A 13,190-nucleotide genomic window follows, 5' to 3' on the forward strand; every position below is an offset into this window, starting at 1 on the left:
CGGAGCCACCGGCTCAGGCCTCCACCGACGACGGCCGCCGCGCGCGCGCCATCAACAGCAGCGCCCCCAGGACCGTGGCGACCAGGACAATGCCGTAGCCGATGCTGGTGGCCTCCAGCCCGAACAGGCCCACCGACAGGCCCGCGGCGATGGCCGGCAGGCTGAAGGCCAGGTAGCTCAGCACGAAGAAGCTGGACATCAGCGCGGCGCGGTCATGCGGCGCGACCAGCGGCACCAGGCTGCGCACCGAGCCGTTGAAACCGGCGCCGAAACCCAGGCCCGCGACCAGGGTGCCGACGAAGAACAGCGCGGTCGAATGCCAGTGCATGCCCGCCAGCGTCAGAACCAGACCGATGGCCAGCACGACAGCGCCACCGGCCAGCACCGCCATGGGCGGACGATAGCGCACGAACAGAATGCCGACCGCGCCGCTGAGCACCAGGGTGGCGATCAGGCCGCCACCGACCATGGGCGCATCAATGCCGGTGACGTACCGCGCCAGCGTCGGGCCCAGCGAGAGGTAGAAACCACCCAACGCCCATTGCGCGGTGTTGACCGGCAGCACTTTCCACATCGTCGTGCGGGCTGCAGCGGGCACGGCCAGCTTGGGGCGCATGGAGGCCCAGGCGCCGGGCCGACGTTCCACCGTCTCGGGCAAAAAGAAAGCCAGCAGGGCCTGCACGGCAAACAGCACCAGCAGCACGTCAAACACCAGGCGCGTGGGCGCCGGCGCGAACTGCACCAGCACGCTGGTGCCCAGTGCCCCGATCGCCATGCCGAACATGGGCGCCACGCTGTTGATCAGCGGGCCGCGCACGCGGTCCAGGTCCAGCAGGCTGGCGCTCAGCACACTGGTGGCAATGCCGGTGGCCAGCCCCTGCATCACGCGCGCGCCGACCAGCCAGGCGATGGAATCCGCCTGCCAGAACATCAGGGTCGAGACGAACTCGATGCCCAGCGCCAACAGGATCACCTCGCGCCGCCCCCGGTGGTCGGACAGCGCGCCGAACATCAGCAGGGAGAACAGCAGTGCGAAGGCATAACTGGCGAAGGCCACGGTGAGCATCAGGGCCGAGAAACCCCAGGCTTCGCGGTACAGCGCATAGAGCGGCGAAGGTGCGCTGGACGCCGCCAGAAAACTGGCCACCAGGGAAGCGACGAGCCAGAGCGACTGCGTGGGGCTCAAGCGCGCCCGGCCCGACTGCGCGCCGGGTGCGGCAGCCAAGGGAAGTTCAACAGGGGCGGAAGGCACAAGGGGTGTGGAAGGCATGGCAGAGGACCCGCTTTTAAAGCAAATTTTTTGCGTTAGCCTGAATTGTGATCCTTTCGGACCACTAACGCAAGTTCTTTGCGTTAGCATCGCTTCCCATGAATGCCCGATCCCTGCCTCGTCCCGGAGGCCGCAGCGCCCGCGTGCAGGCTGCGGTGCACCAGGCCACGCGCGAGCTGCTGGACCAGCGCGGCCGCGCGGCGCTGACCGTGCCTCTGATCGCCGCGCGGGCCGGCGTCACGCCCTCGACCATTTACCGCCGCTGGGGTGATCTGAACGAGCTACTGGCCGACGTCGCGCTGGAACAGCTGCGGCCCGAGACGCCGCCTGTCGACACCGGCAGCGTCGAAGGGGACCTGCGGGCCTGGGCCGAGCAGTTTTTCGAGGAAATGTCCTCGGTGGGCATCGCCATGATGCAAGACGTGCTCTCGGCCCGCACGGGCAGTGAGGACGCGCCAGGCTGCGCCTGCGCCGGAATCACCGCCTCGCAGATCGCCGTGATCGTCGAGCGCGGCATCGCCCGGGGCGAGGCCGTGCCCGAGGTCGAGGCGGTGATGGACGGCGTGGTCGCCCCCATCGTCTACCGCCTGCTGTTCGGCCCCGCGCCGGCCACCCTGGCGCTGGTGGGCGATTGGGTCGGGGCCTGCATGGCGCAGGCCACCGCGAAACCGCTCAAGCCGCTCGCGCCCCAGCCCGCCACGGCTTGAAAGCCGTCGGCTCCGCCCATAATTCGAGGCTTTGCACGCCTCGGCCCGCGGTTCCCTGTGTTTCCTGCAGCCGCCCCGGCCGGGGGCTTTGAGCATTCGCTTTCTCCAAGGGACCTCCAGACCATCATGAGCCAGAAACATTCCTTCCAGGCCGAAGTGGCCCAGTTGCTGCACCTCGTCACCCACTCGCTGTACTCCAACAAGGAAATCTTCGTCCGCGAGCTGGTCTCCAACGCGTCCGACGCCTGCGACAAGCTGCGCTACGAAGCCCTGAACAACAGCGCGCTCTACGAAGACGCCCCCGAGCTGCGCGTGCGCATCGAGCTGGACAAGAAGGCCCGCACGCTGACCATCACCGACAACGGCATCGGCATGAGCGCGCAGGAAGCGATTGACCACCTTGGCACCATCGCCAAGAGCGGCACCAAGGACTTCATGAGCAAGCTCGGCGCCGACAAGCAAGCCGACGCCAAGGAGCAGGGCCAGCTGATCGGTCAGTTCGGCGTCGGCTTTTACTCGGGCTTCATCGTGGCCGACAAGATCACCGTGGAGTCGCGCCGCGCCGGGCTCAAACCCGAGGAAGGCGTGCGCTGGACCAGCGGCGGCACCGGCGACTTCGAGGTGGAGGCCATCACCCGCGCCGAGCGCGGCACCAGCGTCATCCTGCACCTGCGCGAGGACGAGGCCAACAGCGCCGACGAATACCTGAGCGCCTGGAAGATCAAGCAGATCATCGGCAAGTACTCCGACCACATCGCCCTGCCCATCCAGATGCGCAAGGAAGAATGGAAGGACAGCGAGGAAGAAGGCAAGCCCGGTGAAATGGTGACCACCGACGAGTGGGAAACCGTCAACAAGGCCAGCGCCCTCTGGACCCGCGCCAAGAAGGACATCAGCAAGGAAGAGTACGAAAGCTTCTACCAGGGCATCAGCCACGACTACGAAGCCCCGCTGGCCTGGAGCCACAACCGCGTGGAAGGCAGCACCGAATACACGCAGCTACTGTATGTGCCAGCCAAGGCGCCCTACGACCTCTGGAACCGAGACAAGAAGGGCGGCCTCAAGCTCTACGTGAAGCGCGTCTTCATCATGGACGAGGCCGAGGCCCTGCTGCCCAGCTACCTGCGCTTCGTCAAGGGCGTGGTGGACAGCGCCGACCTGCCCTTGAACGTCAGCCGTGAACTGCTGCAGGAAAGCCGCGACGTGCGCGCCATCCGCGACGGCAACACCAAGCGCGTGCTCACCCTGCTGGAAAACCTGGCCAAGCACGACGTGCCCGCGGCAGACGCCAGCGAGGAAGACAAGGCCGACGCGGGCAAATACAGCAAGTTCTACGCGGAATTTGGCACCGTGCTCAAGGAAGGCCTGGGCGAAGACTTCGCCAACCGCGATCGCCTGGCCAAGCTGCTGCGTTTTGCCAGCACCACGAGCGACACGGCCAGCGTCTCCCTGGCCGACTACAAGGCCCGCATGAAAGAAGGCCAGGAGGCCATCTACTACATCACCGCCGACACACTGGCCGCCGCCAAGAACAGCCCGCAACTTGAAGTGTTCAAGAAGAAGGGCATCGAGGTGCTGCTGATGACCGAGCGCGTGGACGAATGGGCGCTGAGCTACCTCAACGAGTTCGACGGCACCCCGCTGCAAAGCGTGGCCAAGGGCGCCGTGGACCTGGGCAAGCTGCAGGACGAAGCCGAAAAGAAGGCGGCGGAAGAAGCCGCCGAGGCCTTCAAGCCCGTGCTCGCCAAGCTCAAAGAAGCCCTCAAGGACAAGGCCGAGGACGTGCGCGTCACCACCCGCCTGGTCGACTCACCGGCCTGCCTGGTCGTGAAGGACGGCGAGGTGAGCAACCAGCTGGCACGCCTGCTCAAGCAAGCCGGCCAGAAAGCCCCGGACAGCAAGCCCATCCTCGAAGTGAACCCCGAACACGCCTTGGTGAAAAAGCTGGACGGCAGCGTGCACTTCCACGACCTGGCCCACATCCTCTACGACCAGGCCCTGCTGGCCGAAGGCGGACTGCCGGAAGACCCGGCGGCGTATGTGAAGCGGGTGAATGCGTTGTTGGTCTAAGTCACTTCCGCGCTGCAACAAAAAAGCCGCCTGTGGGCGGCTTTTTCCTGACAGTCGATCAGTCACGCGCCGGTCGCCACCGCCGCAGCAGCAGCGCGTTCGAGATGACGCTCACGCTGCTCAAGGCCATCGCCCCACCGGCGACCATCGGGTTGAGCAAACCCAGGGCGGCCAGAGGAATGCCGATCACGTTGTAGGCGAAAGCCCAGAACAGGTTCTGACGGATCTTCCTGTAGGTACGGCGCGAAATGTCTATCGCATCGGCGATGAGCGCCGGGTCGCCTCGCATGAGCGTGATGCCAGCAGCATGCATGGCCACGTCCGTGCCGGTCGACATGGCCATGCCGACATCGGCCGCGGCAAGCGCGGGGGCATCGTTGATGCCGTCACCCACCATGGCCACACGGGCACCACTGCGCTTCATCTCGGCCACGATGTCGGCCTTGTCTGCCGGCAACACTTCTGCGCGCACACGATCCAGTCCCAGCGCGTGGGCCACTACCTGGGCGCTGCCCTGGTTGTCTCCGGTAACCAAGACCGTCTGGATATTGAGCGCGCGCAGATGCGATACCGCCGGGAACGCACTTGGCTTGAGTTCATCGCCGAAGGCCAGCAGACCGACCAGTCGTGGTGTGTCCGTCACGTCCGCCAGCCACGACACCGTGCGCCCCTGCGCCTGCAGGCTCTTCGACTGTGCGTCCATCGATGACAGGTCGACACGCAGTTCCGTCATGTAGCGGGTGCTGCCCAGCCGCATCTCGCGGCCATCGACCTGCGCACTCATGCCTCTGCCGGCGACAGCGGAGATCGCCTGCGCCGTAGGCAGGGGCATTGACTGGTCTGCTGCGGCCTGCACCACCGCCTTGGCCAAAGGGTGTTCACTCCCGTTTTGAATGGCAGCAGCCACCGGAAGCAGCAGCTTCTCGAAGCCTGGGGCAGCGTCCAGGGCCACCAGGGTCGGCTTGCCCTGGGTGAGTGTGCCCGTCTTGTCGAAAGCGACCATGTTGATCTTGTGTGCAATCTCCAGCGCTTCCGCGTCCTTGATCAGGATGCCCTGGCGAGCCGCCACACCGGTACCGGCCATGATCGCCGTCGGCGTCGCCAGGCCCAGCGCACAGGGACAGGCGATCACAAGCACCGCCACCGCGTTCAGGATGGCCTGCTCCCATTCACCCGTTGCCAGGCCCCAGCCCAGCAGCGTCAACCCAGCCAGCCCCAGAACCACGGGCACGAACACGGCGCTGACCTTGTCCACCATGCGCTGGATAGGCGCCTTTTTGGCCTGGGCTGACTCCACCATGCGCACGATACGCGAGAGAGTGGACTCGGCACCAATTGCGGTGGTCTTCACCAGCAAAAGTCCTTCGGCGTTCACCGCGCCGCCCGTCACGACATCACCCGGATGCTTGGGCACGGGCAGGCTTTCCCCTGTGATCAGGGACTCGTCTACCTCACTGGCGCCTTCGATCACGGCCCCGTCCACGGGAACACGCTCACCGGGCCGGATCACCACCATATCGCCTACCTTCACCTTGGCCAGCGAGACATCAACGTCCCCGTCGGTGGTCCGAAGGCGTGCCACTTCCGGACGCAGGGCGTTCAGGGCCTGGATGGCGGCCGTGGTCTGGCGCTTGGCGCGCGCCTCCAGCCACTTGCCCAACAGCACGAGCGTGATGATCACAGCCGAGGCCTCGAAATAGAGATGCGGCCCTCCATGTGCCGAGTGCTTCATCAACAGGTAGACACTCAAACCGTAACCAGCGGAGGTGCCCAGCGCAACAAGCAGGTCCATGTTGCCTGACCCGGCACGCAGGGCTTTCCAACCAGCGCGATAGAAGCGCGCGCCCAGCCAAAACTGCACAGGGGTCGCCAGCAACAGCTGGACCCAGCCATCGATGGACCAGTCCTTGCCGATCAACATACCGATCATGGGCAACACCAGGGGCAAGGTGAAAGCCGCAGACACCACCACCGGCCACCATGACTCGGCCTGCTTGACAGGCCCCGAGACCGTATGGCCTTGGTGCAACACCGCCTTGTAGCCCGCAAGCTCGACTGCGGCGATGAGTTGCTCGGCGGTTACACCGTGGAACTTAACTGTCGCCTGTTCAGTCGCCAGGTTGACCTCGGCCGCCGTCACGCCAGGGACCTTGCGCAGGGCTTTCTCAACCCGATTCACACAGGAGGCGCAGGTCATGCCCTCGATGGACAGCTCCAGTGTGTCCTCGGCCACGGCGTAGCCAGCACGCTCGATGGCAGTCGTCAACGCCCGCACGGACACCTCCGGCGTCGCCGCGACCACGGCACTTTCGGTGGCGAGAATCACAGTGACTTCGGTGACCCCGGGAACGGCTTTCAGGGCCTTTTCGACCCGCCCGACACAGGACGCACACGTCATGCCGAGGATGGGAAGGTTCAGATGGGCAATGGACAGACTCGTGGGCGTCAATGGTTGAGCAACAGTGGTGTTCACGGTGCGCTCCTTCATAGGGGTTGATACGGTGATGGGGACTGTCGGCCTTGACACGATGTCAAGGTCAAGCGATCAGGGTCAGGCGGCCCCGTACCCAACGCCGGAGCACGTGCAGATAGATCTCTCGCGTGGACTTGTTAGCTGATTTCATAGCAAAGCTCCTGTAGATGAGGACGCAGGTCTGTTCAGCGTTGTGACCTGCGGACCCTGCATCGGCAGTCTCGGCATTGACGCAGTGACAAAGTCAAACCGCCGCGGGACTTGACCTTGCTGCTGTGTCAATCCGCAGACTGGCTTCCCCTTAACTTTTTCAGGAGTGCGACATGCATGAATTTCACTTGCCAGACATGACCTGCGGCCATTGCGCCGGTATGGTCGGACAGGCGCTGAAACTGGCCGACGCGCAATGCACCTTCCAAGTGGATCTGCCCGGCCGCAAGATCACCGTGCAAAGTGCCGAGGAACGCGACGTCCTGGCCGAGACGTTGACCGAAGCCGGTTACCCGCCCGTCTAAAGACAAGAGGCCATGGGCAGACCATGGTTTCTTGACCTTGACACAGTGACAAGGTCGACATTACTTTGCTTCTGCAAACTTTTTGTCCCCGGGAGTTTTCACATGTCCCAACTCATGAACATCGGCGACGCTGCCAAGGCAGCAGGTGTATCACCGAAGATGATTCGTCACTATGAGCAGACCGGTCTACTCCCCGAGGCCGAGCGCAGCGAATCGGGATACCGTCTTTACGGCAAGCGTGAGGTTTCCGTGCTTCGTTTCATCCGGCAATCGCGTCGCCTGGGCTTTTCTATGCCGCAGATCGCCGAGCTGATCGGACAGTGGGGCGATTCCCACCGCACCAGCCTACAGGTCAAAACCATCGCCCTGCGTCACTTGTCCTATCTAGAGGAAAAGCTGCAGGAGATCGCAGAGATGAAAGCCGGTCTGGAGCAGTTGATCGATGCATGTGCTGGAAATGATCACTCCCACTGCGCCATTATTGAGACTCTGGCTTCCCAAAGCCCGGAAGCCCCGCGGCATGAAGCCCGGTTCGTGAAACCCAAACGCCGTCACGGCTCGGGCGACTACACCAATCGCCCTGTCAAGCCGCAGCCATCCACAGGTCATGTGGATCTGATGGCGTGGATGCGTGGCGCGCACCCACACGACCATTGAATCGTCCTGCTCCCGATTAGCCTGAAGGCCTGGATTCCGAGCCGCGCCAGGTGGATAGCTTGAAACCCAAAGCCCAAAATACAAAAACCGCCCCAAGGCGGTTCTTGTATTGTTTCCGTGGGAGCGCTTACCGCAGCACATCCCGTATCGAAGCATCCTTGTCAAACTGCGACTTGGCATAAGGACACAGCGGCACGATCTTGGTCTGGGTCTCGCGCGCCCAGGCCACCAGCGCATCCAGCAACTGGCGGCCGACGCCCTGGCCGGCCAGGGAAGGATCGACCTCGGTGTGGTCAATGATGATCAGCGTGGGGTTGGCCCGGCTGTAGGTCATCTCGGCGAGGTGACCACCCTCGGGGCGGGCGATGAAGAAGGCGCCTTTCGAGTCGGCTTCTTGGTGTTGGACGGTGTGAGTCATAAGCCACATTTTGCACGGCGTGGCCCCCGCCACCCGGGGCCACCATCTGAAACAACCGCGCTCGATTTACAGCTTCGTCCCGCCGCTCGCATCCACGATCTGCCCCGTGGTCCAGGCGCCGTCCGGCCCGGCGAGGAAGGCCACCACACCGGCGATGTAGGCCGGTTGACCAACGCCCGGCAAAGCCTGCACCTGCGCCAGCGTCTCCTTGCCACCGGGGGCATGGATCCAGGCGCTCATGCGGGTGTCGATGGCACCAGGAGCGACGACGTTGACGGTGATGCCCTTGGGGCCCAGTTCGGCGGCCAGTTGCAGGGTGAGCGCGTCCACGAAGCCCTTGCTGGCGGAATAAGCCGTGATGCCCGGGAAGGCGATGCGCGTCGCCGCCGTGCCGATGTTGACGATGCGCCCGCCCTCGGGAATCACCGGCAGCACGCCCTGCGTGGCGAAGAAGAGGCTGCGCATGTTGACGTTGACCAGGCGCTCGAAGTCTTCAACCTGGGTGTCGGCAATCCCGGCGAACACCGTGATGCCGGCGTTGTTGACCAGGATGTCGACGCGCGGCAGTTGCAGGGCGTTCAGGCGCTGCGCGAGTTGCTGGCCACCATCGATCGCGGCCAAGTCCGCCTGCAGCAAGTGAACGCGGTGGCCAGCCTCGCGCAGACCGGCCGCCAGGGCCTCGGCTTCGGCCTGGCCGCTGCCGTAGTGCAGCACCAGCTCGGCGCCGTCGGCGGCCAGGCGTTGCGCGATGGCGGCGCCGATGCCACGCGAAGCGCCGGTGACCAGCGCGATTTTTCCGTTCAGGGGTTGGTTCATGGCGTCTTTCATTTAGACCGATCGGTCAATACAAGGGTGAAGAAAAGCCGCAAGTGCGGCCGGTGAAACAAGGGAAAGCGGAGCGGGCGTGGGGCAGGGTCAGGCCATGTCGAGCACCCCCAGGGTGAGCGCGACCAGGCGGGACATCTGCGCGCGGTCGCGCCCGACACGCGCGGCGACGCGCAGGCCACTGACCAGGGAGGTCAGCATTTCGGCCAGTTCGGCCGAGGGCGTGGGGTTGGCGATGGAACCGTCGCGCTGGCCGCGCTCGATGGCCGCGCGCAGCAGCTCGTGGGTGGCATGCCAGCGATTCGTCAGGACACGGGCCAGAGGCGCCTCGTCCACGCCTTCGAGCAGACCACTGGTGACGATGCAATTGCGCCGCACCGGGTCATCGCTGGCGCAGTCATCCAGCATGGCGTTGAAGTAGAGGTCGAGGGCCACGCGCCCGCTGGGCGCCGCCTGCATGACCGCGACGACATGCGCGCCGCGCTGCACCACGCAATCGATGGCCTGCAGGTACATGGACTGCTTGTCTCCAAAGGAGTTGTACAGGCTCTGCTTGCCCAGGCCCGTGGCTTCCTGCAGCTGCGCCAGGCTGGTACCGCCGTAACCATGCAGGGCAAAGGCATCGGCCAGGCGGTCCAGCACCTCGGGTTCTGAAAAACGGCGTTCACGCGACATGGGGTGGATGATAGACCAACATAGACCGATCGGTCAAATAACCCACCCTGTTGAATCCCCATGCGTCACAGGGACGATGGCCAGGCCCCCAGGGACTGCAGCGCCCCACGCACCAGGGTCTGACGCTGGGGCAAATCGCGCATGCGGTTCGGCGTGTCCATGTTCATCGCGAAAAACACCGGCCCCTCGGGCCATTCAACCCAGCCCACCCACCAGCCTATCCGTCCGGTCCAGCCGGTCTTGGCGCGCAAAAGCCAATCGGGCCCAGCCCCACCCACCATCACGTCCTTCACCAGGCGCTGGTGGGCAACCTGAAAGGGCAGTTCGTTCAGGTACAGCCGCTTCAAGAAAGCGATTTGTTCGACGGCCGAAATCGCCAGGTCACCCTCCACCCAAAAGGGCTGCGCGCCGCTGACCGCTGCATTGCCATAGTCCAGGCGGCGCAGGTACTCGGTCTCCTTCGCGGCGCCGAGTTCACGGGCGAAACGCTCGTAGACCCAGACGGTGGAGCTGCGCATGGCCGAGCGCAAGGTCTGGTCTTGGTTCCAGGCGGGCACGCTGCGCTGCACACCATCCCAAGGGATGAGCTGAAACTCATCGCGCAGCAGCCCGGCGTCCAAGGCGAACAGACTGTGCGCAATCTTGAAGGTGGACGCAGGCGAATAACGCCGCTGCGTGCGTGGCCCATCGGCCACCCGCAAGGTCTGCGCGCCGCCACGGGCATCGAGCACCGCGATGCAGCCCGAAACCCCGGCCTCCCGAAACAGGGTGGCCCAAGCGGGCATGTCGAGTGTGGAACTTTGGGATTGCGCCAGAGGCAGGGTGCCGAGGGCAAGAGAAGAGAGGATGAAATTGCGACGAAACATGAATGAACAATGAATACCTTTTCAGAGCAGCGCGGGATTATTCAGCATGTTGATTGGCCTTTGCGCCAGATCAACATGCGGACAGCGATGGCACGCACAATCAGGCTGGCCGTGCGCTGACTCACTCACGCACGCACCGGAAAGGATTGCCATGCGCAAGACAAAGAATGCTTCCGCTCGGGTCAACGCGGCCAGTCTGGCCGCACTCTTCTTCGCCCTGCTGGCCACCACCCTCACCGGCTGCGCCGTCGAATGGCAAAACCCACAGGCGGCGCGCCAGCTGGCGCGGGAACAGCAACCCACAGGCTCGACCTACCTCGGCTGGCGGGTTTACCAGGATCGCTGCGCCAGTTGCCATGGCACCGATGCGCGAGGTTCTGCGAACGCGCCCAGCTTGTTGGCCCGTCTGCAGACCCTGGGGCCGCGCCAGTTCGTCAGCCTGGTCCTCTACCGCTACGACAGCACGCTGCAGGGGCAGCCTGCGGCGGTGCGCGACGCGCGCGAGGCGCAGGTGGACAGCCTCATGCAACGCCAGAATCAACCCCTGGCCATGCCGGCGTGGCAGGACGAGCCGCGCATGAACGCGCATGTGCTTGATCTGTACGCCTACCTGTCGGCTCGCTCGGAAGGACGCATCGACGCCAGCAAGCCCAACCCCTGAATGATCGCGCGCGCCCGAGGCGCAGGCATCGAAAGCCAGACTGGGAAGGGGCTGGTTTCGGTATACCAGCCCCGATAAACTCAGTCTTCGATGCTGAGTCATCACAGGGGGATCCCGGGAATGCCATTGCCTAGGCCGACTGACGCGGCGCCCAGTGCGCCACGCCACAGCGAACCGCTACCGCTGGATCTGACCATCGCGATGGCCTGCGTGATCGGTCTGTCCGTCATCTGGCTCATGACCTTGCAGCGCATCGCCCACGAGCGCGCTCAGGCCATCGCGTCGGCGATGGAAGCCAATGCCAATCTGGCCATCGCCTTCGAGCAACAGGTACACCGCACGCTCAAGGCCGCCGAGCAAGTGGCCAGTTTCGTGCGGGAGCAATACCTGAACCATGCGGACACGCTGGATCTGCGTCGCTGGGAAACACAGGGTGTGATCAGAGATGCGATGTTCAATGTCGTCAGCGTGGTGGACGAGCGAGGCGACATCGTTCGCAGCAGCCGATTGCCACTGCGCGTGAACTATGCGGACCGGGAGTTCTTCACCACTCAACGCGACGTCGTGCCTGACCTCGCACAGGATGCCCTGCACGTCAGCCAGCCGGTGCTGGGTCGGGTGACGGGCCGCTGGCAAGTCCCGTTGTCGCTGGGCATATGGCGCAAAGACGGGCGCTTCGCGGGCGTGGTGGTGCTGTCGGTCGATCCTGCCACGTTCACGGATTTTCACCGCCAGGTCAATCTGGGCCCGGGCGGCCTGCTGGAGCTGACCGGTCTGGATGGCACGGTGCGTGGGCGCAAGATTGACGAGGACCGCGGCTTCGGCATGGACGCCAGTGATCTGCCCTGGTTCCAGCGTCGGGCCAAGGCACCTGCCGGTAGCTTCGTCAACGAAGACGGCCCAGACGGTGTGTCACGCATCATCAGCTATCGAACAATGGCTGACTACCCGCTGATGGTGACCGTGGGCACGCCCTCCACCAGCGAGCTTGCATCCACGCAGCAGCGCCGCGGCGCTTACCTGTGGCTGGCTGGTAGCGTCAGCGCTGGCTTGCTGCTGTTGACCGCGCTGCTGCTGCTGGCCCTGTCGCGCCAGCGCGTCGCGGCACGGGCGCTGGAAGCCAGCGAAGCCCTGTTTCGCGCCACCTTCCATCAGGCGGCCATGGGGATCGTGCATCTCTCCCCCGAAGGGCACATCTTGCTGGCCAACGACAAGTTTTGCGGCATGCTGGGCTACGACATGGCGGAACTGCGCGAGCGCACGATCTTCGAGCTAGGCGACCCGGACCATCAACAGGAGGCGCGTTTTTTGCTGCGCAAGCGCCTATCATCGGACAGCGTTGCTGCCCTGCCCGAGGTCGAGAAGACCTATCTGCGCAAGGACGGTTCGCTGCTCTGGGTTTGCGAGGCCCTGGGCGTGGTGCAGGACAGGCAAGGCGAGCCGGAACGGGTGGTGGCCGTGGTGCAAGACATCACGGCGCGCAAGGCGCTGGAAGCGCGCCTCTCGCACGACGCCATGCACGATGTGTTGACCGGCCTGCCCAACCGCCTGATGTTCCACGACCGCCTGAGCCAGGTGCTGGAATCGGCGCGGCGGCGCCAGGGCCTGGCGGCCGTGTTGTTCCTGGATCTGGACGGCTTCAAGGAGGTGAACGACACGCTCGGACATGCCGCGGGCGATGAGTTGCTGCGCCAGGTCGCGCGTCGGCTGGAAGCCTGCGTGCGCGCCGAGGACACAGTGGCGCGCATCGGCGGCGATGAGTTCGGCGTGGTGCTGGCCACCGTGGCGCAGTCGGGAGACTGCGAACAGGTGGCGGCCAAGATCCTGGAGGCCCTGACCCAACCCTTCGCGCTGGCGACGCATGAGGTGCAGATCTCGGCCAGCGTGGGCGGCGCTCTGTTTCCCGCGCACGGTGAGGACATGGACAGCCTGCTGGCACGCGCCGACACCGGCATGTACGCCGCCAAACGCGAGGGCAAGGGGCGCTTTTGCTGGCGGGACCTCGCATCGGACCCGGCGGCCATTGAAGCGACGGCGCCGGCCAAGTCTTGAA

Annotated in this window: 12 protein-coding genes; 6 read left to right on the forward strand and 6 right to left on the reverse strand. The window is 64.7% G+C overall.

Annotation, left to right across the window (positions count from 1 at the left end; all coding sequences use genetic code 11):
- Positions 1 to 13 precede the first annotated feature (13 nt).
- The gene (locus AZ34_RS16795) at positions 14 to 1,270 is read right to left on the reverse strand and encodes an MFS transporter (protein ID WP_081767265.1); all 1,257 of its coding nucleotides are present in this window, start codon (positions 1,268 to 1,270) and stop codon (positions 14 to 16) included.
- A 98-nt stretch (positions 1,271 to 1,368) separates the two neighbouring features.
- Between AZ34_RS16795 and AZ34_RS16800 the strand changes: the two genes are divergently transcribed.
- Both AZ34_RS16800 and htpG read left to right on the forward strand, forming a co-directional pair.
- Positions 1,369 to 1,977 carry a TetR/AcrR family transcriptional regulator gene (locus tag AZ34_RS16800; protein WP_035610229.1) on the forward strand — a complete coding sequence of 203 codons (609 nt, stop codon included), beginning with the start codon at positions 1,369 to 1,371 and terminating at the stop codon, positions 1,975 to 1,977.
- A 126-nt stretch (positions 1,978 to 2,103) separates the two neighbouring features.
- Positions 2,104 to 4,047: a molecular chaperone HtpG gene (htpG, locus tag AZ34_RS16805; RefSeq protein ID WP_035610232.1), complete on the forward strand. Its 1,944-nt coding sequence runs from the start codon at positions 2,104 to 2,106 to the stop codon at positions 4,045 to 4,047.
- Positions 4,048 to 4,105: 58 nt separating this feature from the next.
- Here the strand turns inward: htpG and AZ34_RS16810 are convergent, their stop codons facing one another.
- Positions 4,106 to 6,535, reverse strand: coding sequence for a heavy metal translocating P-type ATPase (locus AZ34_RS16810; protein WP_081767266.1), 2,430 nt, complete (start codon positions 6,533 to 6,535; stop codon positions 4,106 to 4,108).
- 308 nt (positions 6,536 to 6,843) lie between these two features.
- Between AZ34_RS16810 and AZ34_RS16815 the strand changes: the two genes are divergently transcribed.
- Positions 6,844 to 7,035, forward strand: a complete 192-nt coding sequence (locus AZ34_RS16815) for a heavy-metal-associated domain-containing protein (protein WP_035610236.1) — start codon at positions 6,844 to 6,846, stop codon at positions 7,033 to 7,035.
- Positions 7,036 to 7,137: 102 nt separating this feature from the next.
- Complete coding sequence (locus tag AZ34_RS16820) at positions 7,138 to 7,692, forward strand: MerR family transcriptional regulator (protein ID WP_331280908.1); 555 nt, start codon at positions 7,138 to 7,140, stop codon at positions 7,690 to 7,692.
- Positions 7,693 to 7,819: 127 nt separating this feature from the next.
- Here AZ34_RS16820 and AZ34_RS16825 read toward each other — a convergent pair whose 3' ends face one another.
- The 4 genes from AZ34_RS16825 to AZ34_RS16840 all read right to left on the reverse strand — a co-directional run bounded on the left by AZ34_RS16825 (position 7,820) and on the right by AZ34_RS16840 (position 10,476).
- Positions 7,820 to 8,110 (reverse strand): GNAT family N-acetyltransferase, encoded by a 291-nt coding sequence (locus AZ34_RS16825; protein WP_035610239.1) that lies wholly within the window; start codon positions 8,108 to 8,110, stop codon positions 7,820 to 7,822.
- A gap of 66 nt (positions 8,111 to 8,176) precedes the next feature.
- On the reverse strand, positions 8,177 to 8,926 hold the full coding sequence (locus AZ34_RS16830; protein ID WP_035610241.1) for an SDR family NAD(P)-dependent oxidoreductase: 750 nt from the start codon (positions 8,924 to 8,926) through the stop codon (positions 8,177 to 8,179).
- 99 nt (positions 8,927 to 9,025) lie between these two features.
- Positions 9,026 to 9,610, reverse strand: coding sequence for a TetR/AcrR family transcriptional regulator (locus tag AZ34_RS16835; protein ID WP_035610243.1), 585 nt, complete (start codon positions 9,608 to 9,610; stop codon positions 9,026 to 9,028).
- Between the two features lie 65 nt (positions 9,611 to 9,675).
- Positions 9,676 to 10,476 carry a penicillin-binding transpeptidase domain-containing protein gene (locus AZ34_RS16840; protein ID WP_155831850.1) on the reverse strand — a complete coding sequence of 267 codons (801 nt, stop codon included), beginning with the start codon at positions 10,474 to 10,476 and terminating at the stop codon, positions 9,676 to 9,678.
- Between the two features lie 151 nt (positions 10,477 to 10,627).
- Here AZ34_RS16840 and AZ34_RS16845 point away from each other — a divergent pair, with 151 nt between their 5' ends.
- Together AZ34_RS16845 and AZ34_RS16850 are read left to right on the forward strand one after the other, a co-directional pair.
- Positions 10,628 to 11,137, forward strand: coding sequence for a c-type cytochrome (locus AZ34_RS16845; protein WP_035610245.1), 510 nt, complete (start codon positions 10,628 to 10,630; stop codon positions 11,135 to 11,137).
- 120 nt (positions 11,138 to 11,257) lie between these two features.
- On the forward strand, positions 11,258 to 13,189 hold the full coding sequence (locus AZ34_RS16850) for a diguanylate cyclase domain-containing protein (protein ID WP_051509982.1): 1,932 nt from the start codon (positions 11,258 to 11,260) through the stop codon (positions 13,187 to 13,189).
- The last annotated feature ends 1 nt before the right edge of the window (position 13,190 follow it).

The organism is Hylemonella gracilis str. Niagara R (genome assembly GCF_000600295.1).
Lineage (GTDB): Bacteria > Pseudomonadota > Gammaproteobacteria > Burkholderiales > Burkholderiaceae_C > Hylemonella > Hylemonella gracilis_A.

Coding starts and splice junctions, on each gene's coding strand:
- AZ34_RS16795 (WP_081767265.1), bottom strand. CDS start 1,270: ATGCCTTCCACACCCCTTGTGCCTTCCGCCCCTGTTGAACTTCCCTTG.
- AZ34_RS16800 (WP_035610229.1), top strand. CDS start 1,369: ATGAATGCCCGATCCCTGCCTCGTCCCGGAGGCCGCAGCGCCCGCGTG.
- htpG (WP_035610232.1), top strand. CDS start 2,104: ATGAGCCAGAAACATTCCTTCCAGGCCGAAGTGGCCCAGTTGCTGCAC.
- AZ34_RS16810 (WP_081767266.1), bottom strand. CDS start 6,535: ATGAAGGAGCGCACCGTGAACACCACTGTTGCTCAACCATTGACGCCC.
- AZ34_RS16815 (WP_035610236.1), top strand. CDS start 6,844: ATGCATGAATTTCACTTGCCAGACATGACCTGCGGCCATTGCGCCGGT.
- AZ34_RS16820 (WP_331280908.1), top strand. CDS start 7,138: ATGTCCCAACTCATGAACATCGGCGACGCTGCCAAGGCAGCAGGTGTA.
- AZ34_RS16825 (WP_035610239.1), bottom strand. CDS start 8,110: ATGACTCACACCGTCCAACACCAAGAAGCCGACTCGAAAGGCGCCTTC.
- AZ34_RS16830 (WP_035610241.1), bottom strand. CDS start 8,926: ATGAACCAACCCCTGAACGGAAAAATCGCGCTGGTCACCGGCGCTTCG.
- AZ34_RS16835 (WP_035610243.1), bottom strand. CDS start 9,610: ATGTCGCGTGAACGCCGTTTTTCAGAACCCGAGGTGCTGGACCGCCTG.
- AZ34_RS16840 (WP_155831850.1), bottom strand. CDS start 10,476: ATGTTTCGTCGCAATTTCATCCTCTCTTCTCTTGCCCTCGGCACCCTG.
- AZ34_RS16845 (WP_035610245.1), top strand. CDS start 10,628: ATGCGCAAGACAAAGAATGCTTCCGCTCGGGTCAACGCGGCCAGTCTG.
- AZ34_RS16850 (WP_051509982.1), top strand. CDS start 11,258: ATGCCATTGCCTAGGCCGACTGACGCGGCGCCCAGTGCGCCACGCCAC.